At 60.4% G+C, this 21,075-nt stretch carries 15 protein-coding genes; 6 read left to right on the top strand and 9 right to left on the bottom strand.

The features are described 5' to 3' along the window. Positions 1-5: 5 nt before the first annotated feature. The 7 genes from algG to yaaA all read right to left on the bottom strand — a co-directional run bounded on the left by algG (position 6) and on the right by yaaA (position 10,346). Complete coding sequence (gene algG, locus MF6394_RS04410; RefSeq protein WP_032893489.1) at positions 6-1,574, bottom strand: mannuronan 5-epimerase AlgG; 1,569 nt, start codon at positions 1,572-1,574, stop codon at positions 6-8. Beyond that, positions 1,574-3,064, bottom strand: coding sequence for an alginate export family protein (locus MF6394_RS04415; RefSeq protein WP_078466234.1), 1,491 nt, complete (start codon positions 3,062-3,064; stop codon positions 1,574-1,576). The genes algG and MF6394_RS04415 overlap by 1 nt, the downstream gene beginning before the upstream one ends. Further along, positions 3,061-4,509 carry an alginate biosynthesis TPR repeat lipoprotein AlgK gene (algK, locus tag MF6394_RS04420; RefSeq protein ID WP_238597274.1) on the bottom strand — a complete coding sequence of 483 codons (1,449 nt, stop codon included), beginning with the start codon at positions 4,507-4,509 and terminating at the stop codon, positions 3,061-3,063. The genes MF6394_RS04415 and algK overlap by 4 nt, the downstream gene beginning before the upstream one ends. 83 nt (positions 4,510-4,592) lie before the next feature. Continuing rightward, on the bottom strand, positions 4,593-5,759 hold the full coding sequence (locus MF6394_RS04425; RefSeq protein ID WP_078466235.1) for an alginate biosynthesis protein Alg44: 1,167 nt from the start codon (positions 5,757-5,759) through the stop codon (positions 4,593-4,595). A 37-nt stretch (positions 5,760-5,796) separates the two neighbouring features. After that, positions 5,797-7,278 carry a mannuronan synthase gene (alg8, locus tag MF6394_RS04435; protein WP_161794312.1) on the bottom strand — a complete coding sequence of 494 codons (1,482 nt, stop codon included), beginning with the start codon at positions 7,276-7,278 and terminating at the stop codon, positions 5,797-5,799. 83 nt (positions 7,279-7,361) lie between these two features. Then, positions 7,362-8,678, bottom strand: a complete 1,317-nt coding sequence (locus MF6394_RS04440; RefSeq protein WP_032893483.1) for a nucleotide sugar dehydrogenase — start codon at positions 8,676-8,678, stop codon at positions 7,362-7,364. A gap of 888 nt (positions 8,679-9,566) precedes the next feature. After that, on the bottom strand, positions 9,567-10,346 hold the full coding sequence (gene yaaA, locus MF6394_RS04445) for a peroxide stress protein YaaA (protein ID WP_078466236.1): 780 nt from the start codon (positions 10,344-10,346) through the stop codon (positions 9,567-9,569). Positions 10,347-10,589: 243 nt separating this feature from the next. Between yaaA and MF6394_RS04450 the strand changes: the two genes are divergently transcribed. From MF6394_RS04450 to moaE, 6 genes are all read left to right on the top strand, one after another. Beyond that, complete coding sequence (locus tag MF6394_RS04450) at positions 10,590-11,714, top strand: polysaccharide deacetylase family protein (protein WP_069557875.1); 1,125 nt, start codon at positions 10,590-10,592, stop codon at positions 11,712-11,714. Positions 11,715-12,054: 340 nt separating this feature from the next. Then, positions 12,055-13,449, top strand: coding sequence for a PhoH family protein (locus tag MF6394_RS04455; RefSeq protein WP_003188745.1), 1,395 nt, complete (start codon positions 12,055-12,057; stop codon positions 13,447-13,449). A 296-nt stretch (positions 13,450-13,745) separates the two neighbouring features. After that, positions 13,746-17,474, top strand: a complete 3,729-nt coding sequence (locus MF6394_RS04460) for an autotransporter domain-containing protein (RefSeq protein ID WP_078466237.1) — start codon at positions 13,746-13,748, stop codon at positions 17,472-17,474. Positions 17,475-17,655: 181 nt separating this feature from the next. Continuing rightward, complete coding sequence (moaC, locus tag MF6394_RS04465) at positions 17,656-18,129, top strand: cyclic pyranopterin monophosphate synthase MoaC (RefSeq protein ID WP_032893473.1); 474 nt, start codon at positions 17,656-17,658, stop codon at positions 18,127-18,129. After that, positions 18,126-18,368, top strand: a complete 243-nt coding sequence (gene moaD / locus MF6394_RS04470) for a molybdopterin converting factor subunit 1 (RefSeq protein WP_047712638.1) — start codon at positions 18,126-18,128, stop codon at positions 18,366-18,368. The genes moaC and moaD overlap by 4 nt, the downstream gene beginning before the upstream one ends. Before the next feature lie 2 nt (positions 18,369-18,370). Beyond that, complete coding sequence (moaE, locus tag MF6394_RS04475; RefSeq protein WP_078466238.1) at positions 18,371-18,820, top strand: molybdopterin synthase catalytic subunit MoaE; 450 nt, start codon at positions 18,371-18,373, stop codon at positions 18,818-18,820. A gap of 144 nt (positions 18,821-18,964) precedes the next feature. On the opposite strand, the gene rhlB is transcribed toward moaE, so the two are convergent. Together rhlB and MF6394_RS04490 are read right to left on the bottom strand one after the other, a co-directional pair. Beyond that, positions 18,965-20,431: an ATP-dependent RNA helicase RhlB gene (gene rhlB / locus MF6394_RS04485; RefSeq protein WP_078466240.1), complete on the bottom strand. Its 1,467-nt coding sequence runs from the start codon at positions 20,429-20,431 to the stop codon at positions 18,965-18,967. Between the two features lie 95 nt (positions 20,432-20,526). Next, on the bottom strand, positions 20,527-21,075 hold a 549-nt coding region (locus MF6394_RS04490; protein ID WP_078466246.1), incomplete at its 5' end, for an alpha/beta hydrolase.

The following is a 21,075-nucleotide window of genomic DNA, read 5'->3' on the forward strand; positions in this document are numbered from 1 at the left end:
CATCCTCAGTCCTGCAATTCGGTCTGGCGTTCGACGGGGTCGATCAGCACGGCTTTCTGCTGGCGTACCAGCAGGTCGAGAATTTCTTCCTGGCGGTCACCCAGGATGCCGGAGAAGCTGATGCCGCTGGATTTGGTCGGCGCCAGCATCGACACGCGATACAGCTCGATACTCAACGGCGAATCGATGGACAGCGGCCCGCTGCCGTTACCCGCCAGTTCACCGCCGACCACGATCAGCGACACCTTGGCATCGAACGGGTCGAGGGCGATGTCGCGGTCGGTGTCGGTCAAGTCTTTGATGTGGCCGTACACGCCGGTCAGCCCGTTGGCCATCGAGGTGTTTTCGTAGAGCTTGATGTTCACGCTGTTGCGCACGCGGATCCCGTGGCGACGGTTGCTGATCACCTTGTTGCCCCACAGCAGGTTGTCACCGCTCTCATAGAGGGTGATGCCGTCGGTGTGGTTGCGGTAGATCTCGTTGTCGGCGATCAGGTTATTCACGCTGTTACGGTCGATCACCAGGCCCGAGAGCTTGTTGTCATAGCTGCGGTTGTTGAAGATGAAGCTGTCGTTCACTTCCCGGGAAATGATGATGCCGTGCTTCTTCTTGGTGCCGTACACGGTGTTGTCCGCGATGATCAGGCCGTGGGAACGGTCGTGGGGGTCAATGCCGTAGACGATGTTGTCTTTGTAGGTATTGCCCTTGATCACAAAGCCTGTGGTCTCGTAGCAGTAGAAGCCGTACCACATGTCCGAGAACTCGGAATCGATGATCCAACCGGTCGGCTCAGGGCGCTTGAGCACCTTGGCCATGTTCGGCGTGTACTGGGAAATACTCACCCCGTACGACTTACTGTTGGCGTAGCCGAAGCTGGCCATCTTGGTCTTGGAGATATAGGTCTCGGTGCCGCCCCAGGCCAGCAGGAACGGGCGGAACTCTTTGGCCGACTTGAACAGCGCCGGGCCGTTGGCTTTTTCGTCCCAACCGGTGACCTTGGTATCGCGCACGAACAGCTGGCCGTCGTTGATCAAAAACGAACCGGCTTGCTGGGACAGGCGCAGCTCCTGGGTGTTTTTGTCGATATCGAGGATGCCTTTACGGCCTACCACGATCGGCAACTTGGCCAGGAACACCCCCGGCGACGTTTCGCTGAAGTACTGCTTGGGCACCTTGCCCAGCAGGTCCTTGAGGTTCATGTAGCCGTCGTCGACGAAGATCGCCTGGGGAATGCCGTGCTGGCGCACCACCCATTCGGCCATCTTGTTGTCGCCGCCGATAAAGTCCTTGAGCGCGTCTTCCTGCATCATGCGGCGGATGCTGATTTTGCCCGCCTTGGTCTTGACGATTTTCTTTTCCATCGCCTGCGCGGTGTAGCCCGACAGGTCGGGCAGCGCCGGCTTGGCCATTTCCAGCGGCGCGGTGGGCGGGCTGGAAATGGTGTAGGTCTTGGCCTGTTGCAGTTCCTTGGCGATGGTCGGCGCCTTGGCCGCCGTATCGGCGAACGCTGTGGCGCTGGCCATCAGCATTGCCGCGACGAGTAGGCTTTGAGCATTCATGGCGCAGGCTCCCATCAGAATTTCCAGACCACGTCGACAAACGCGCGGTGCATGTAGGAGTCGACCTGGCTGCCATAGGCATCGCCGGGCTTGAACACGCCGGCACGCAAACGCACCAGGGCTGAAGGCTCGTCGATCGACTGGCTCAGCGCCGCAGGCAGCAAGCCTTTCTTGAAGTACTTGGTGATCACCAGGTCCATCTCTTGGCCGAGGTCTTTCTTGCCGTCTTCAAGGGGCAGGGAGGTGCTGGAGAGAATTGCACCGGTGACGTCATCGGTGTTGTTCTGCACCGCGTCGATACCGTTGCTGCCCACCGGCTTGTTGCCATCCACGCGCCAGAACTTGTGGTACACCAGGCTGGCGTCGTAGTCCTCGCGCAGCTGCCAGGAACCGAACAGGCTCATGGACTGCATGTTGTTCATCTCGCCGCGAAAGGCTTCACCGAAGCGATGCACACGGGACTGGGTGCCGGTCCAGTTCGAACGGTTGCTCTGCAGGCCGTTCTGCTCGTACTCGGCACTGGCGCGCGAATAGGCCGCGCCGACTTGCCACTGCGGGTCCAGACGCAGGCGCACGCCGATGTCGGTGGCCCAGCCGCTCAGGTCATCGCTGCGCTTGGCGCTGGTGGGGCGCGTGCCGTCGGCGTTCAAGGCGTTGACCTTGTCGCGGTCGCCGCGCATGCCAGTGATGCTCGCCCAGTAGTTGACGGTGTTGGTGTTGCGCCAGTTGTAGGCGTCGCTGTTGGCTTCGATGCCCAGCCAGGTCAGGTCGCCGTTTTCGCGCTTGTCCAACGGGTCGCTGGCCACACCCGGTTCGGCGTAGTCGAGCTTGCCGTCGTCGTGGGTGTGGTGGCCGCGCACGCCGATCCACTGGCCCGGCGTCCACTGGTAGGCGGCGTCGGCGTAGAAGTGCTGGCGGTCTTTGTCGACCGGCGACAGTTCCTTGAGGTCGGTGCGGTATTCGCTGAAACGTTCGGCGGCGCCGACATTGGCTTTGAGCAAGGTGGTGTCAAAGGTCCAGTTCAGCGCTTCGATGTTGGTGTCGCGCCATTGGCCGTCGTCATTGCGCAGGCGCTGGCGGCCGAACTTGAGGATCTCGCCGGGGTAGGGCGTGAAGCCGCTGTAGCCGACCCAGAACTCACGCAGGGCCAGGTAGTTTTTCTTGGCTTTGCGGTCGTCGTTGCTCGACTGCTGCTCGGTGGTGTCATCGGCCGACTGTTGCAGGGTGTCGGTCTCGATGATGTCGCTGGACACCACTGCCTGGCCCATGGCGTAGGCGCTCCACGCGCCGCTTTCGCCGTAGATCCAGGGGCGCAGGTCGAGGCCGATGCCGTTGACGTCGCCGCCTTTCTGGGTGCCGAGGTCGCGGTCATCTTCAGACTGCGCGGTGGCTTTGACTTCCAGGCCGAAGTTCTTGGCTTCGGTGAGCGCGGCCAGGGTCGGGCACGACCACAGCAGGGCGAAGGACAGGCCGATGCCGGCCTTGACGAATGGGTTGAGCTTCATAGGGATTCCTCGCCGTCTTCTTCTTGCAGGGCGTGCAGTTGCAGCGTGCTTTGGGCCAGGGTGCCGCGGGCGGCCAGTTCCTGTTGCACCAGGCGTTGGCCTTCGGCGCGTTGCGCAGGGGTCAGCGGCGCTTCGAGCTGGGTGGCCAGGTCATTGGCCTCTGGCGTGTCCTGGGCCTTGGCCAACTGGCTGAAGACATAGGCGTTCAATGGGTCAGGCTTGGTGCCCTTGCCTTGGGAAAACAGTTGGGCGATGGCGAAGTCGGCGCTGTTCTGGCCGTTGCGCGCTGCGGTCAGCAGGTGGTCCAGGGCTTTTTGCGGGTAAACCTTGCCCAGGTAGCCACGGCGGTAGATCTGGCCGAGGTAGTAATCGGCGGCCACTTCACGGCCCACGGCTTTCTCGAAATGCGCCTCGGCGGCCTTGGCATCGGCGGGCACCCACTTGCCTTCGTAGTAGAGCTTGCCCAGCAACAATTCGGCGCGTGGCTGGTCGGCGGCGCGGCCGTTGTCCAAGTACTTCATCATCTGGTCGACATCGCCCAATTCAGGGAAGTCGTAGAGCAGTTGCGCCAGGCTGACCCAGGACGCCGGGTAGCCGGGGGCGATTTTTTCAAGCAACGCCTGGGCGGTTTTTTCGTCCGGGGTGCCAAGGGTGGCATCGCCGAGTACGCGGGCGACGCTGTCGACGCGCTGGGCGGTGACGGTGCCACGGCTTACGCCTGCTTCCATCTGCTTGAGCAGTTCGGCCTGTTGTTCCGGCTGCTGTTTTTTCTGATAGACCGTGGCCAGTTCGACGTAGCAGATATCGGTGGTGTTCAGCGCGGCTTTGCAGATGCGCTCCACGTCATCCAGATGCTGGTCGTAGGTACCCTGGGTGCGATACAGCAGCACTTGGGCCAGGCCGGCTTCCGGGTAACCGGCTGCCTGCCATTGGCTGATCTGCTGTTGGGCATTCACGTTGGGAAAGCTGTGGGGGTATTGCAGGTACAGCATTGCCAGCGGGATCAAGGTATTGCCTTCGCCATTGGCAAAGGCTTTTTTCAGCAGGCTTTCGGCTTCATGGTGTTCGGCCTCGGTGGCGCCGGGCTTGGCCGCCAACAGGCGACCCAGGCGTGCCTGGGCGCGGGGCGAGGTGTCTGCCGCCGCACGATAGGTGGCTTCGGCCTGCTTGATTTGCGCTGGGTCGCGGGTGCCGACCTGAATATCGGCCAGGCCCACCTGGGCCTCGCTGTAGCCCAGTGCTGCCAGTTGCTGGTAATTCTGCTGCGCGGTGACGGTGTCGCCGCGCTTGAGGGCTTCGTTGGCCAGGCGTTGGTCGGGCAGGCCTGCGCAACCGGCCAGACTCACGGCCAGTGCCAGCGCGCAGTACGCAGAGGCCAAGTGAAATCTGCTCTGTGTGGGAGCTGGCTTGCCTGCGATGGCATCGCTGCGGTGCAACTGATGCACCGAGTCGCCTGCATCGCGGGCAAGCCCGGCTCCCACAGAGGTCAGCGGTGTTGTTGGAATAGAGTTCACAGGCATGTCCTCGCTTACAGACCGTGGGCCATGGCTTTGTCGATCAGCCAGTTCAGCGATGGGCCACGGTCGCTGGTGACTTCCACCGGGCGGCCGGCGTAGGTGCTGTCCAGCGGTGCGTCGGGCTTGATCTGCACACGGATGTCAGAGGACAGGTCGGCGCTGTTCAGGCTGGTGCTGCTGACGATGGTGCCGGTGCGCATCTGTTCTTCGTCGGCGACCTGGAAGTTCACCTGCGTACCTGGGCGCACGTCACCGAACTGGCGATAGCTGAAGCGCGCTTCCACATTGGCCTGGCTGCCGCGTGGCACCAGTTGGAAGATCACATCACCCTTGCTGGCGTACTGGCCGTCGGCGACCAGTTGCTGGGCCACCACGCAATCGCAAGGCGAGGTCAGGGTGCCGGTCATTTGTTTGCCGAACAGCTCTTCAACCTTGGCCGGTTGCAACTGGTCTTCGTCCAAGTGGCCCTTGAGTACGTCGAGCATGCTGGTGCTGAAGGTCGCCAGTGGCGCGCCTTTGGCTGCTACCGAATCACCTTTGAGCAGGCTTTGCACGGTGCCGTCACGGGGCATGGTCACGTTCATGCCCGGTACGCTGACGAGGCCGGCCTGGGCGTGGCTGACGAAGTACATGCCGTAGAGCGACTTGACCACAAAACCGAAGGCCGTAAGGCCCACCAAAAATATCGCCAGGCTGAAGGTCACGGCGCGCAGGCGACCGAACGCGGTCATGCCGCTGCCGCCGTCCTTGACCTTGCGTGCCTTGGTGAAGTTGTCGCGTTGCAGGGTCGCGAGCACGTCGCCCATGGTCACGATGTCGCCGGACAGGTGCGAGGTGATCAGGTGGCGCAGGGTGGAAATATCCTGGGCATCGAGGTTCTGGAACTGGCAACCGGTGCGGCCGGTCTGGCGGTCGTAGGAGCGAATCTGCAGCTCCACGTCCATGGCCAGGCCGAGGTTGTCGATCACGAATTGCAGGCGGCCCTTGTGCACTTGGCCGATGGTGAGCGGCTGGGTGGCGGTGAAGGCCAGGCCGCCGGCGGACAGGTCGATTACCTTCGCCTCAGTCGGCGTGCGGTCGCTGTTGAAGAAGCGCAGCTTGGCCGGGATTTTCACCCGGGCGTGTTGGCGCTGAGCTTCGGATTCGTGGACAACGTTGGCGTTTACTTGGCTATTCATCGGGTGTAATTCCTAGGTTAATTCAGGCTTGGCAGGGTCAGACCATCATCAGCAACACGGCAACGAAGATGCTGCCGGCGGAGAAGGTCATGGTCCGAGACGACCAGGTGTTGAACCAACGTTGAAAGCTGGCCAAATCGCGGGTCAGTTTGGTGTCCTGGCGGGTCCAGGACTGTTGATCAAGGCGGAAGAACACGTAGATCTTCACCAACGCGCCCATGATCTGGTTGTAATAGAGAATCAGCGGGTAGGCCGGGCCGATCTTGTGGCCAGAGCACGACAACAGCAGGGTGAGGATCAGGCGGGTAATGCCGATCCACAGCAGGTAGGCGAGGATGAACGCGCCGCCGTACTTGAAGGTGGCGATCATGGCCACGGTCAGGCCGAGCAGGGAGGTCCACATCGACACGCGCTGGTCGAACAACACCACGCTGGTGAACAGGCCGAGGCGACGCACGCCCAGGCCGAGCGCGCGGGAGTTCTGGCGCAGGTTGTTGCCGTACCAGCGGAACATCAGCTTGCGGCTGGCCTTGATGAAGCTCTTTTCCGGCGGGTGTTCCACGGTGTTGATCGCGGCATCCGGCACGTAGAAGGTGTCGTAGCCCAGGCGCATCAGGCTGAACCAGCTGGACTTGTCATCCCCGGTGAGGAACTTGAAGCGGCCCAGGCGCCAGTGTTGCAACGAGTCGCTTTCCACGTCGGCGATAAAGCCCGGGTCGGTCACTACGCTGGCACGGAACACCGACATGCGCCCGGTCATGGTCAGCACGCGCTTGGACAGGGCCATGGAGCACATGTTGATGTGGCGTTGGGCGAAGCGCAGTTTGTGCCATTCGCTCATGATGTAGCCGCCGCGCACTTCGCAGAATTCGTTGGTGGTCAGGCCGCCGACATTGCCGAACAGCTGGAACCACGGCACGGTCTTGCGCACCACGCCTTCGGCCAGCACGGTGTCGCCATCAATCACGGCAACCACGGCGCGGTCGTCCGGCAGGTGACGCGAGATGGCGCGAAAACCGAAGGCCAGGCCGTCACGCTTGCCGGTACCGGCGATACGCACGAAGTCGAGCTTGACGTGAGCCGGCGGGTTCATCTTTTCCCAGAGGCTTTTGACCAGCAGCTCATCGGACATTTCCACCAGCGAGCACACCACGGTGGTGGGGAAGCCGCAGTCGATGGCTTCGCGAATCACCGAGCTGTAGACCTGGGCGGTGGTCAGCGCGTCGATACGAAAACTGGTGACCATCAGGAACACATGGGACGGGTCGGCGGCTTTGCCCAGCTTGCGCACTTTGCGGCGCAGGTGCGGGTACACCACGTACAGGAACAGCATGCCGCGAAAGAAATGCGTCGCGCCCATCGAGTAGCGCCAGATACCCACGGCACCAATCAGGAAAATAAAATTCTTCGATTGCGAATCGAAGGTGCTCGCCGGCAACAGCAGGGCGAGACCCATCAGCAGGCTGAGAAAGAACAGCCAGCCGGCCGATTGCAGAAATACATGTTTTAACTTGGACATAAGCGTCATCCGCAAGGTGAGGAGGCTTCAGGCTGCAAGCGCTGGGGATAAAGCCACTTGCAGCCTGAAACTTGCCGTTGCTGTTACCAGCAAATACCTTCGGTACGGCCGCTCACGCTGGTGGCCTTGGACATGAAGCCCACCAGGTCGACCACTTGTTTGCCTTCCGGAGCGTTATGCGCCAGGGCACGGAACTTCTCGTCACGGTTACCGAGGATGATCACGTCGGAGTTGTTGATCACATCATCGAAATCCGAGTTGAGCAGGGACGACACGTGGGGGATCTTGCCTTCGATGTAGTCCTTGTTCGCGCCGTGTACACGGGCGTATTCGACGTTGCTGTCGTAGATGCTCAGGTCGTAGCCCTTGCCGATCAGCATTTCTGCCAGCTCTACCAGCGGGCTTTCGCGCAGGTCGTCGGTGCCGGCCTTGAAGCTCAGGCCCAGTAGCGCAACTTTGCGTTTTTCGTGGCTGGAGACGATGTCGAAGGCGTTCTGTACCTGGGACTCGTTGCTGCGCATCAGCGAGTTGAGCAGCGGCGCTTCCACGTCCAGGGAGCCGGCGCGGTAGGTGAGGGCGCGCACGTCTTTTGGCAGGCAGGAGCCACCGAAGGCGAAGCCTGGGCGCATGTAGTACTGGGACAGGTTGAGGGTCTTGTCCTGGCAGACCACTTCCATCACTTCGCGACCGTCGACGCCGACAGCCTTGGCAATGTTGCCGATCTCGTTGGCGAAGGTGACTTTGGTGGCGTGCCACACGTTGCAGGTGTACTTGATCATTTCGGCGACGGCGATGTCCTTGCGGATGATCGGCGCATCGAGTTCTTCGTACAGCGACTGCAGGACATCGCCGGAGGCAGTGTCGAACTCACCGATGACGGTCATCGGCGGCAGGTCGTAGTCAGCGATGGCGGTGGATTCACGCAGGAACTCCGGGTTGACCGCAACGCCGAAATCAACGCCGGCTTTCTTGCCGGAGCAGTCTTCGAGGATCGGGATCACCACGTTGGCCACGGTGCCTGGCAGTACGGTGCTGCGCACCACGATGGTGTGGCGGGTGGTCTTGTCACGCAGTACAAAACCGATTTCGCGGCATACCGACTCGATGTAGTTGAGTTCCAAGTCGCCGTTTTTCTTGCTCGGCGTGCCCACGCAGATCATCGACAGGTCGGTGTCGCGGATGGCTTCGGCGAAGTTGGTGGTACCGCGCAGTCGACCGGTTGCGATGCCTTGGCTCAACAGTTCGCCCAGACCCGGTTCAACGATGGGGGATTTACCCGCATTGATCAGGTCGATCTTTTCCTTGGAGATGTCTACGCCGACCACTTCATGGCCACGGGCAGACAGGCAACCGGCACACACGGCGCCAACGTAACCCAAACCAAATATGCTGATGCGCATCGCAATTACCTCTATGTTTAAATCATGCCATTAGATGGCCGGAGTTCATGTTTGCAAGCGTCACTGATGCCGCGAAAGTTAGGCGAATAGACGCCGACTTACCGCGTGCAGGCATGTTAAATAGCGAGTGACTAACTATTGCACTCAAGTTGTGCGCAACGTGGCCTTGTTATTGGGGCTTGCCCTGAAATGCAGCCGGTTTTCCGTGGCGGAAGGGTCCGGCGCCAGTGCCGCTGGGCTTTGATACAGGCAAGAAGCCTTTTGATATCAATGCCTTGGGTGTTGACACTGGCTCATTTAGGTCAGCGCTGCCTTGGCCTTTAGGGGGTTGGCAATGAGTCCTTATCGCCGCCCTCAACTCAATCAGTTGATGATATGACCCTCGAGCCAAAGTGCTTTATGACAACTTGGCTACTTCCATTGGTCGGTATGTAAGTCATCTCTTACGTAAACAGAGAATTTCGTTACCGGTGGTATGAGCGGTGCTTCAGGACGAAGTTCCGGGCCGCTCATCCCCTTTCCGGAAATTTTTTGAAATATTAGAAAAGATGGCACTGGTACTATATTGATAGCACTTGCTATTTAGGCCAGTAGTTATGGGGAGTTGGTGCGAGAGGATAGTTTTGTGCCACTACCGTTAAAAAAAAGTGGTGCCACTACGAAAAAAACCGACGAGTGTCGAGTGAAGAAATTGTTAGGGATGTGTCGAAATATTTTTTGACGCCAAATAAATGACGTATCTGCGCCTGAAATGCGAACAAACATGTGGGAGCGGGCTTGCTCGCGAAAGCGGTGTTTCAGTCATACATGTATCGACTGACACCCTGCTTCCGCGAGCAAGCCCGCTCCCACAGTTGGATCTCATTGTCTAAAGCAGGGGGCAAGGCCTTATTCCGGTGCGTGATCGCGCAAAAACACCAGGTTGTCCGGCTTGGACTGCTCCGCATTGAAGCGGTAACCCTGCACATCGAACTGCTTGAGCTGTGCTGGGTCGTTGATGCGTTCTTCAATCACAAACCGGCTCATCATGCCTCGGGCCTTTTTGGCGTAGAAGCTGATGATCTTGTACTGACCGTTCTTCAGGTCCTTGAACTCGGTATTGATGATCCGCGCCTTCAACGCCGTGCGCTTGACCGCCGAAAAATACTCATTGGACGCCAGGTTGAGCAGCACATCGTCGTCTTGCTCGGCCAGTGCTTCATTCAACCACTCGCTGATGCGCGTACCCCAAAAAGCATAGAGGTCCTTGCCACGGGCATTGGCCAGCTTGGTGCCCATCTCCAGGCGGTACGGCATCATCAAATCCAACGGGCGCAGCAAGCCGTAGAGCCCCGAGAGCATGCGCAGGTGGTCCTGGGCGTAGCTGAAATCGGCATCGCTGAACGTCTCGGCGTTCAGGCCGGTATACACATCGCCCTTGAACGCCAGCAGCGCCTGCTTGGCGTTGTCCGCAGTGAAGGCCGGCGTCCAGCTGCCGAAGCGCGCGGCGTTGAGGCCACCGATCTTGTCGGAGACGTGCATCAACTCACTGATTTGCGCCGGGCTCAGTTCGCGCAGTTGCTCGATCAGTTCCTGGGAGTGGTCCAGGTACTGCGGCTGGGTGAAGCGCGCAGTGACCGGCTTGGACTCGAAGTCGAGGGTTTTGGCGGGGGAAATCACCATCAGCATGAAGTTGGCTCCTGGAATCGTGGGGGGATTCTAGGGGGTTGGAGCGTTCGACTCCACCTATCAAGCCGATAGGCCCCGGTTTTTGTGTAGGAGCGAGCTTGCTCGCGAAAGTCGACAACGATAACGCTGGCGGGCTGAATAAACGCGATGCCCAGACGTTTTTCGCGAGCAAGCTCGCTCCTACACAATAAAGGCGGATCAGTCCGCTATGATGGGCGGTAACTCTAGAAAGGAAGACCCCGTGTGCGATTAGCGCTTTTATTGTCCGCTTGCCTGCTGTGCCTGAATGCCCAGGCCGCGCCGGTGGATGTCGCCAGCCTGGACCGTGGTACCTGGCCGGAAAAACTCGTCAGCCCGGCGCTGTTCGATGTGGCTTCGCGTGCGGAGATCCTGATGTTTGCCCACGGCCTGCTCGCCAGCGAAGCCCTGGACGACGCCGCGCTCAAGCAGCGCTTGGGGTTGAAGATCATCAACCTGGCTGCCATCGACGACCTGCGTCGCCAGCTCTGGCAACGGCTGTTGGAGAACTACACATTCGCCCAGCAGAGCTGCGAAGAAGACGCCTCGTTCTGCTACCTGGTGGAAAACATGGACGACCTGCGTGAGCAGGCCGGCAAGTTCGAGGTCGGTGACAACTCTTTCTATATAGGCTGGGCCGCCCCCAGCCGGCACTTCCACGCACGCTATCTGGACGAGTTGTTGCGCAAGGCCGCGCTGTTTCCGCAGATCAGCAGTGAAGTGGCGCGCTTTGGCGATCATGAGCGCAACGGTGATGAACTCAATGACCGGATGTTTTTGCTGACCTTCGACGGTGGCCCTGCACCTGTCAGCGGCAATACCGACTGGCTCACCGATTACCTGCGCAAGCAAAAGATGAACGCGACGTTCTTTGTCCTTGGCAGCAGCTTGCAAGCCCGCGTGGAGCGCAGTTCCGCCGCCGATGTGCAGGCGCTGTACCAAGGACAGTGCGTGGGGCTTCAGGGCTGGCAGTACCGCTCCCACAGCCATTGGGTCGACTGGCAAAGCTCCATCACCCGCAGTGCCGGGCTGGTACAGAACCTGATGCCGGAAAATTATGTGCCCTTGTTCCGGCCACCGTATGGGCAACGCCGTGCGGACAGCCAGGGCTTCTTTCAGCAACAGGGCTTGCAAGTGGCGTTATGGGATATCGATTCCCAGGACGAGCCGGGCAAGCTCAAGGCCGATGAGTCGGCGCAACGGGTGCTGACGCTGATGCTGCTGTGGCGCAAAGGCGTGATCGTGTTTCACGACACCCAGGACAAGGCGCGGGTGGCATTGCCGATGATGTTGCAGGCGACGGCGCAGAGTGGCTTGGGTTGGCAGGAGTGCCGCGAGGCATTTCGATGAAGTGCCAGATTTTGCTGGGGATGGGGTGTTTTTGGGGCGATTTGCTGCGACATTTCGATGCAGGCCGACTTCCGACTTTAACGGGGTACATGGCACTCGGCTAGTGCTATTCGTCATCCTGAAAAATAAACTTCAAAAAAGCGTCAAAGTGCTTTTTCCTGTCATGGGTTTTGCGGTATTACGAAGTCAGATCGCCGAAACCTGCAGCACAGGTGGCGTCTTCCAAGACTCCTCCTGTGGGCACTGCACTTGACCTTGTTCAAGGTGCAATCGGTGGTCGAATCGAGGCGCAGCACCGCCCAGGTATTGCGTCGAATGGCTCCCACAAAGGTGACCGAGTATGGATGATCATGGACGTAACCCTTCTTCCGACCAGCCAATCCTTTATGTGCTTGATACCAACGTACTGATCCACGATCCAAACGCACTGCTGAACTTCGAAGAACACCACGTCGCCATCCCGATGATCGTGCTTGAGGAGCTCGACAAACTCAAAAGCGGCCACCACAGCGTTGCCGCCGAATGCCGCCAGGCCATCCGCCTGATCGACAAGACCCTGGGTGAAGCCTCGCCCGAGGACGTCGAGGTCGGCGTACCGATCCAGCGTGGCAAGGGCGGCCCGAAGGGCTTGCTGTCGATCCTGATGAGCAAGCGCAGCGAGCCCAACAGCCTGCTGCCGGAAAACCTGAACGACAACAAAATCATCAACCAATTGATCGACCTGCATGCGCGCGACAAGGACCTGCGCGTGGTGCTGGTGACCAAAGACATCAATATGCGCCTCAAGGCACGAGCGTGTGGGATCGCTGCCGAGGACTACAGTACCGACCAGTTGGTCGACGACGTGTCGATGCTTTCGCGTGGTTATCACATGATGACCGGTTCGTTCTGGGACCGTGTGAGCAAGGTCGAAACCCGTCAGGACCACGGCCGCACCTGGCACCAGGTACAGCTGATCGACAACCTGCCGGCCGTGCATATCAATGAGTTCATCGTCGATGAACAGGGCTTCGTGGGCTGGATCAAAGAGATCCAGGTCGACAAGCTGCTGATCCTCGACCTGCATCAGGAACCCCTGTTGCACCAGGAAGCCTGGGGCCTGAAACCGCGTGATATCTACCAGAGCCTGGCGCTCTACGCGCTGCTCGACCCGGACATCCATCTGGTCAACCTGACCGGCGCCGCAGGTTCAGGCAAAACCATCCTGGCCCTGGCCGCGGCCATCGAACAGACCATGGTCACCAAACGCTATCGCCGCATCATCGCCACCCGCAGCGTGCAGGGCCTGGACCAGGAAATCGGCTTTCTGCCCGGTACCGAGGCGGAAAAAATGGAGCCGTGGCTGGGGGCGATTACCGACAACCTCGAAGCCTTGCACATGGATGACGAAAACACCCATGGCAGCGTCGACTACATCCTCAGCAAAGTGCCGTTGCAGTTCAAATCCCTCAACTACATCCGAGGTCGCAGCTTCCAGCAAAGCCTGATTCTGATCGATGAATGCCAGAACCTTACACCGCACCAGATGAAAACCATCATCACCCGTGCGGGCGCCGGTTCCAAAGTGGTGTGCCTGGGCAACCTGGCGCAGATCGACACCCCTTACCTGTCCGCGACCAGCTCCGGGCTGACTTACCTGACGGAACGCTTCAAAGACTTCCCGAACGGCGTGCACATTGCGCTGCAAGGGGTACCGCGTTCGATTCTGGCTGAATACGCCGAGTCCCATCTGTAACTGCATTGAACCTGCTATGAAAAACCCCGGATTTTTCACGAAGTCCGGGGTTTTTGTTTTGTGCGACATTTGCCTGCGTTAACGCGTCCTGGGTGCTTGTGGTCTCTGTAATTATTTTGTTACATTTTTTCTTGCGGTAAAAACTATAAGAACACTGCAAGGCCCCGTCGGAACACCACCTCCTTGATTCGACGAACGTTTAGAAAACCTGTCCAGGGTTTTCACCGTGACCCTGCCTATTACAAAAGCCCGAAACACCGCTCATTGATGACGCACATATCCAAAGGGAAAGGAAAATGGACGTAGCAGGTAATGGCTTCATTGTGTCGCAACGCAATCGCACCCCCCGTTTCAAGACCACACCCCTCACACCCATAGCACTCGGCCTGGCCTTATGGCTGGGCCACGGTTCCGTGGCCAGGGCAGACGACAACCCTTACACCCCGCAGGTATTGGAATCGGCGTTCAGGACAGCCGTCGCCTCATTCGGCCCTGAGACTGCCGTGTACAAAAACCTCAGGTTTGCCTACGCGGATATTGTCGATCTTGCGGCCAAGGACTTCGCGGCCCAGTCCGGCAAGTTCGATTCGGCCCTCAAGCAAAACTATGAGCTGCAACCCGAGAACCTGACCATTGGCGCCATGCTCGGCGACACCCGTCGGCCACTGGACTACGCTTCGCGCCTGGATTACTACCGCAGCCGGCTGTTCAGCAACAGCGGCCGCTACACCACCAATATCCTCGATTTCTCCAAGGCCATTATCGCCAACCTGCCGGCCGCCAAGCCTTACACCTACGTCGAGCCGGGCGTGAGCAGCAACCTGAGCGGGCAGTTGAACGCAGGCCAGTCCTGGGCTGGCGCAACCCGTGACTGGAGTGCCAACGCGCAAACCTGGAAGACCCCGGAAGCTCAGGTCAATTCCGGCCTGGACCGCACCAACGCGTATTACGCCTATGCCTTGGGCATCACCGGCAAGGGGGTGAATGTCGGCGTACTCGACTCGGGCATCCTCACCGAACACTCCGAGTTCCAGGGCAAAAATGCCCAGGGCCAGGACCGGGTGCAGGCGGTGACCTCCACGGGCGAGTACTACGCCACCCATCCGCGCTACCGCCTTGAAGTACCCAGCGGCGAGTTCAAGCAGGGGGAGCCTTTCAGTATCCCAGGGGAGTACGACCCGGCGTTCAACGACGGGCATGGCACGGAAATGTCCGGGGTGCTGGCTGCCAACCGCAACGGCACCGGTATGCACGGCATTGCTTTCGACGCCAACCTGTTTGTCGCCAACACCGGCGGCAGCGACAACGACCGCTATCAAGGCTCCAACGACCTCGACTACAACGCATTTATGGCCAGCTACAACGCCCTGGCGGCGAAGAACGTGGCGATCGTCAACCAGAGTTGGGGGCAGAGCTCGCGCGATGACGTGGAGAACCACTTCGGCAACGTCGGCGACAGCGCCGCGCAAAACCTGCAGGACATGACCGCCGCCTATCGCCCATTCTGGGACAAGGCCCACGCCGGGCACAAAACCTGGATGGACGCCATGGCTGATGCGGCCCGGCAAAACACGTTCATCCAGATCATCTCGGCGGGCAACGACAGCCACGGTGCCAACCCGGACACCAACGCGAACCTGCCGTTTTTCAAGCCGGATATCGAAGGCAAGTTTCTCTCGATCACGGGCTATGACGAGACAAGTGCCCAGGTCTACAACCGCTGCGGTACCTCAAAATGGTGGTGTGTGATGGGCGTGTCGGGCATTCCATCTGCCGGCCCCGAGGGCGAAATCATCCCGAATGCCAACGGCACCTCGGCCGCTGCGCCGAGCGTTTCCGGAGCTCTGGCGTTGGTGATGCAGCGCTTCCCCTATATGACGCCCAGCCAAGCGCGGGACGTGTTGCTGACCACCTCCAGCCTGCAAGCACCGGATGGCCCGGACACGCCGGTTGGCACGCTGACCGGTGGCCGCACCTACGACAACCTGCAACCGGTGCACGATGCGCCGCCGGGTACGCCGCAAGTGCCAGGTGTGGTCAGTGGTTGGGGCTTGCCCAACCTGCAAAAAGCCATGCAAGGGCCGGGGCAGTTCTTCGGTGCGGTGGCAGTGGCTTTGCCCAGCGGTACCCGCGATATCTGGGCTAACCCGATTTCCGATGAAGCCATTCGCGCCCGTCGCGTCGCGGACGCTGCCGAACACGCGACCTGGGCCGCCACTAAAGCGCAAAAAGGCTGGCTCAATGGCCTGCCCGCCAATGCCTCGGCCGATGATCAGTTCGAATACGACATCGGTCATGCCCGGGAGCAGGCAACACTCACCCGCGGCCAGGACGCGCTCACGGGCAGTACCTACGTCGGTAGCCTGGTCAAGTCCGGGGATGGCGAGCTGGTGCTGGAAGGCCAGAACAGCTATTCGGGCAGCACTTGGGTACGCGGTGGCAAATTGTCGGTGGACGGCGCGTTGACCTCTGCCGTGACGGTAGATGGCAGCGCCGTGGGCATGCGCAATGCCGATAACGGCGTGATGACCACACTGGGCGGCACCCTGGCCGGCAACGGCACGGTGGGTGCCTTGACCGTCAACAACGGCGGGCGAGTGGCCCCGGGGCATTCGATTGGCACGCTGCGCACCGGCGATGTCATGTTCAATCCGGGTTCGGTGTATGCCGTCGAAGTCGGCGCCAATGGTCAGAGCGACCAGCTCCAGAGCAATGGCGTGGCGACTCTCAACGGTGGTGTGGTGAACGTGTCCCTGGAGAACAGCCCCAATCTGTTGACCGCCACCGAGGCGCGCAGCTTGCTGGGCCAGCAGTTCACTATCCTCAGCGCCAGCCAAGGCATCCAGGGGCAGTTTGCGGCGTTCGCCCCCAACTACCTGTTCATTGGCACTGCGCTCAACTATCAACCGAACCAGTTGACCCTGGCGATAGCCCGCAACCAGACCACCTTCGCCAGCGTCGCGCAAACCCGCAATGAGCGGTCGGTGGCGACGGCAGCCGAGACATTGGGCGCTGGCAGCCCGGTCTACGAAAGCCTGCTGGCGTCGGATTCCGCCGCTCAGGCGCGGGAAGGGTTCAGGCAACTGTCGGGGCAACTGCATTCGGATGTGGCGGCGGCGCAAATGGCCGACAGTCGCTACCTGCGTGAAGCGGTCAACGCTCGCCTGCAACAGGCGCAGGCACTGGACTCCAGCGCGCAGATCGACAGCCGTGACAACGGCGGCTGGGTACAGCTGCTTGGTGGACGCAACAACGTCAGTGGTGACAACAACGCCAGCGGCTACTCCTCGTCCACCAGCGGCGTACTGCTGGGCCTGGACTCCGAGGTGAACGACGGCTGGCGCGTGGGCGCGGCGACCGGTTATACCCAAAGCCACCTCAACGGCCAGTCGGCGTCGGCGGACAGCGACAACTATCACCTGTCGGTCTATGGCGGCAAACGCTTCGAGGCGATTGCCCTGCGCCTGGGCGGTGCCAGCACCTGGCACCGTCTGGACACTTCGCGACGGGTGGCCTATGCCAATCAGTCGGACCATGCCAAGGCCGACTACAACGCGCGTACCGACCAAGTGTTTGCCGAGATCGGTTACACCCAGTGGACCGTGTTTGAACCCTTCGCCAACCTCACGTACCTGAACTATCAAAGCGACTCGTTCAAGGAAAAAGGCGGTGCCGCAGCCTTGCATGCCAGCCAGCAAAGCCAGGACGCGACACTCTCCACCCTGGGCGTGCGTGGCCATACCCAGCTGCCGCTCACGTCCACCTCGGCGGTGACCCTGCGCGGTGAGCTGGGTTGGGAGCACCAGTTTGGTGATACCGATCGTGAAGCTTCTCTGAAGTTTGCCGGCAGTGACACGGCCTTCGCCGTCAACAGCGTGCCTGTGGCCAGGGATGGCGCGGTGATCAAGGCCAGTGCACAAATGGCGCTGACCAAGGACACCCTGGTGTCATTGAACTACAGTGGCTTGCTGTCCAACCGCGGTAACAACAACGGGATCAATGCCGGGTTTACCTTCCTGTTCTAACCTTGAATGTAGGAGCGAGCTTGCTCGCGAAAAACTCACAGGCGCCGCGTTTACTCAGGGTGCACGCGTTATCGTTGACGTTTTTCGCGAGCAAGCTCGCTCCTCCAGGGTGGGATAAACAGCCCTGCGCAAATTTTGACCCACAGGTTTACAATCGCTGCTCCTGATCAGGAGTATCCCTGTGCTGACTCATCTCGATTCCCAAGGTCGCGCCCATATGGTCGACGTCACCGACAAAGCCGTGACGTTCCGCGAGGCGGTGGCCGAAGCGCGGGTGCGCATGTTGCCCGACACCCTGCAAATGATTGTCGACGGCGCCCACCCCAAGGGCGACGTGTTTGCCGTGGCCCGCATTGCCGGGATCCAGGCAGCGAAAAAAACCAGTGACTTGATCCCCCTGTGCCACCCGTTGATGCTCACCGGCGTCAAGGTGGAACTGCGTGCCGACGGCGCGGACGCTGTGCATATCCTCGCGCGCTGCAAACTCTCCGGCCAGACCGGCGTGGAGATGGAAGCCCTGACCGCCGCCAGCGTCGCGGCGCTGACAATCTACGACATGTGCAAGGCGGTGGATCGCGGCATGACCATTGAGAGTATTCGCCTGCTGGAAAAGCTGGGCGGTAAGAGTGGGCATTTCAAGGCGGATGAACAATGAGTATCAACGTGCTGTTTTTTGCGCGCTACGCCGAAGTGGTGGGCTTTGATTCGCTGGAAATGGAAGGTGAATTCGCCACCGTTGATGCCGTGCGCCTCGCGCTGGCTTCTGACCCGGAATTCGCCGTGCTCAACGAAGCGAGCCTGATGTGTGCGCGCAACGAAGAGCTGTGTAGCCTCGACGAGCCGGTGCAAGCCGGCGATGAAGTCGCCTTCTTTCCCCCCGTGACCGGAGGCTGAGCATGGCCATTCGTGTGCAGGTCGAAGCCTTTGATCCGGGGGCCGAAGTCAACGCCATGCACGCGGCCAACGTGGGCGTGGGCGCGGTGGTGAGCTTTGTCGGCTATGTACGCGACTTCAATGACGGGCGCGAGGTGTCGGGTATGTTTCTGGATCACTACCCCGGCATGACCGAAAAGGCCCTGGGCAAGATCGCGGTGGAAGCCGAACAGCGCTGGCCGTTGCTCAAGCTGGAAGTGTTGCATCGTATTGGCGCGCTGGAACCGGGTGAGCCGATTGTGTTTGTCGGCGCGGCCAGTGCGCACCGGCAAGCGGCGTTTGAGGCGTGTGCGTTTGTGATGGATTACCTGAAGACGCGGGCGCCGTTTTGGAAAAAGGAAAACACCAGCGAGGGGCCGCGTTGGGTAGAAGGGCGCAGCAGTGACCACGCCGCAGCGGATCGCTGGAAGTAGCCAGCCAGACGCAGAAACCAGTGTGGGAGCTGGCTTGCCTGCGATAGCATAACCTCGGCGTGACTGAAAAACCGAGGTGTCTGTATCGCAGGCAAGCCAGCTCCCACACAAGCCAGCTCCCACATGTTTTACCGCACTTCAGCCTTAAGGGCGTTTGCGTTCTACAGCCCGCAACAAATGCGTCGGCGGTGTCTCACAGCTGATCTTGCGCCCCAGCAACGCCTCGATGGACGGCAACTGGTACGAGTCATCCTCGCCCGCAAAGCTGATCGACACACCCGCAGCCCCAGCACGCCCGGTACGGCCGATGCGGTGTACGTAGTCGTCCGGCACTTCCGGCAGGGTGAAGTTGATCACGTGGCTGATGCCGTCGATGTGAATACCACGACCGGCCACGTCGGTGGCTACCAGCACGCGGATCTTGCCTTCACGGAAGCCTTCCAGGGTCTTGATGCGCTTGTGCTGCGGCACGTCGCCCGACAGTTGCGCGGCGTTGACGCCGTCGCGCACCAGGCGTTCTTCGATGCGGCGCACTTCGTCCTTGCGGTTGGCGAACACCATCACGCGCTCCCAGCCGTTATCGTTGACCAGGTTGTAGAGCAGCTTGTACTTGTCGGCACCGGCGACGGCGTAGATATGCTGCTCGACGTTTTCGCTGGCGACGTTGAGTGCTTCGATCTCGACGATGGACGGGTCAGTGGTCCACTGCTTGGCGAGGTTCATCACGTCTTCGGTGAAGGTCGCGGAGAACAGCAGGGTCTGGCGCTCGGTTTTCGGCGGGGTCTGGCGAATGATCTGGCGTACTTGTGGGATAAAGCCCATGTCGAGCATGCGGTCGGCTTCGTCCAGCACCATCACTTCGACCATGTCCAGGTGCACGTCGCCGCGCTGGTTAAAGTCGAGCAGGCGGCCCGGGGTGGCGACGAGGATGTCGCAATGGCGGGCTTCAAGGTGCTTGAGCTGCTTGTCGAAGTCCATGCCGCCCACGAACGTCATGACGTTGAGGCCGGTGTACTTGGTCAGGTCGGCGGCGTCCTTGGCGATCTGCACCACCAGCTCACGGGTCGGGGCGATGATCAGCGCACGCGGTTCACCCATGTAACGCTCTTTGGGCGGCGGCGTTTGCAGCAGTTGTGTGATGATCGAGATCAGGAACGCGGCGGTCTTGCCGGTGCCGGTCTGGGCGCGGCCGATGGCGTCTTTGCCCGCGAGGGTGAAGCCCAGCACTTGCGCCTGGATCGGCGTGCAGTACGGGAAACCCAGGTCCTGGATGGCGTGCATCAGTTCCGGGGCCAGTTTGAAATCGTGGAAGCGGGTCTTGCCTTCCTGAGGTTCGACGACGAAGTCTTCGAGTTTCCAGGGGGTCACGGGCGGCTTGGGCGCACGTTCGCGACGGGGCTTGGCCACAGGCGTCGGGGCGGGCTCGGCAGGCTTTACCTGTTCCGGCGGCGTCACCGTGGTTGTGTTCGGTGAGGCGGCGGGTGCGTTCCGGCCGGGCTGTTGACCGTCATTGCGGTTGCCGGGCTTGGGGGCAGGTGCACTGGGAACAGGCGCGAGCGGCTCAGCCTCGCTTTTGCCGAACATCTTCTTGAGTGCTTTGAGCACGGTCATCTCATTAATTGATTAAGGAATGTACGCCGGCCAGTGTAATGCAAGAATCGGGCGCGGCGTAGTGCGTCTGTCATACGGCTACATAAACACGGGGTTCAGCGCAGGCGTTCAGTCAGCCAGGTGCCGATATCGTGTATCTCTTGGGGTAACACTTCGTGGCCCATTGGGTATTCCTGCCATGTCACGGTGACACCACGGCCCTTCAAATGCTCGTAGGCGCTGCGGCCCATGGCGTTTTGCACCACTTCGTCGTACTGACCATGCAGGCACAGTGTGGGGATGCGTTGCTGGCTGGCGGATAATTGCAGGTCATTATCGAAGGTGGGCGCATAGGTGGAGAGGGCGATCACACCGCCCAAGGGCCCCTCCCATTTCTTGAACGCGGTGTGGAAAACCACGGCGCCGCCTTGAGAAAAACCGGCGAGGAAAATTCGCGAAGTGTCTATTCCGGTTCTCTGTTGTGTCTCGATCAGGTCCGTAACCATTTTTGCCGACGTTTCCAGTTCTTCCAGACTGATCGAACGGGCCGGGCTCATGGCCTTGATGTCGTACCAGCTCGGCATCTCGTAGCCGCCATTAATCGTCACGGGGCGGGTGGGGGCGTGTCTCTCATACACATCTGACGACGACGACGACGATGGACG

It is taken from the genome of Pseudomonas sp. MF6394, from assembly GCF_002018845.1.
Lineage (GTDB): Bacteria > Pseudomonadota > Gammaproteobacteria > Pseudomonadales > Pseudomonadaceae > Aquipseudomonas > Aquipseudomonas lactis.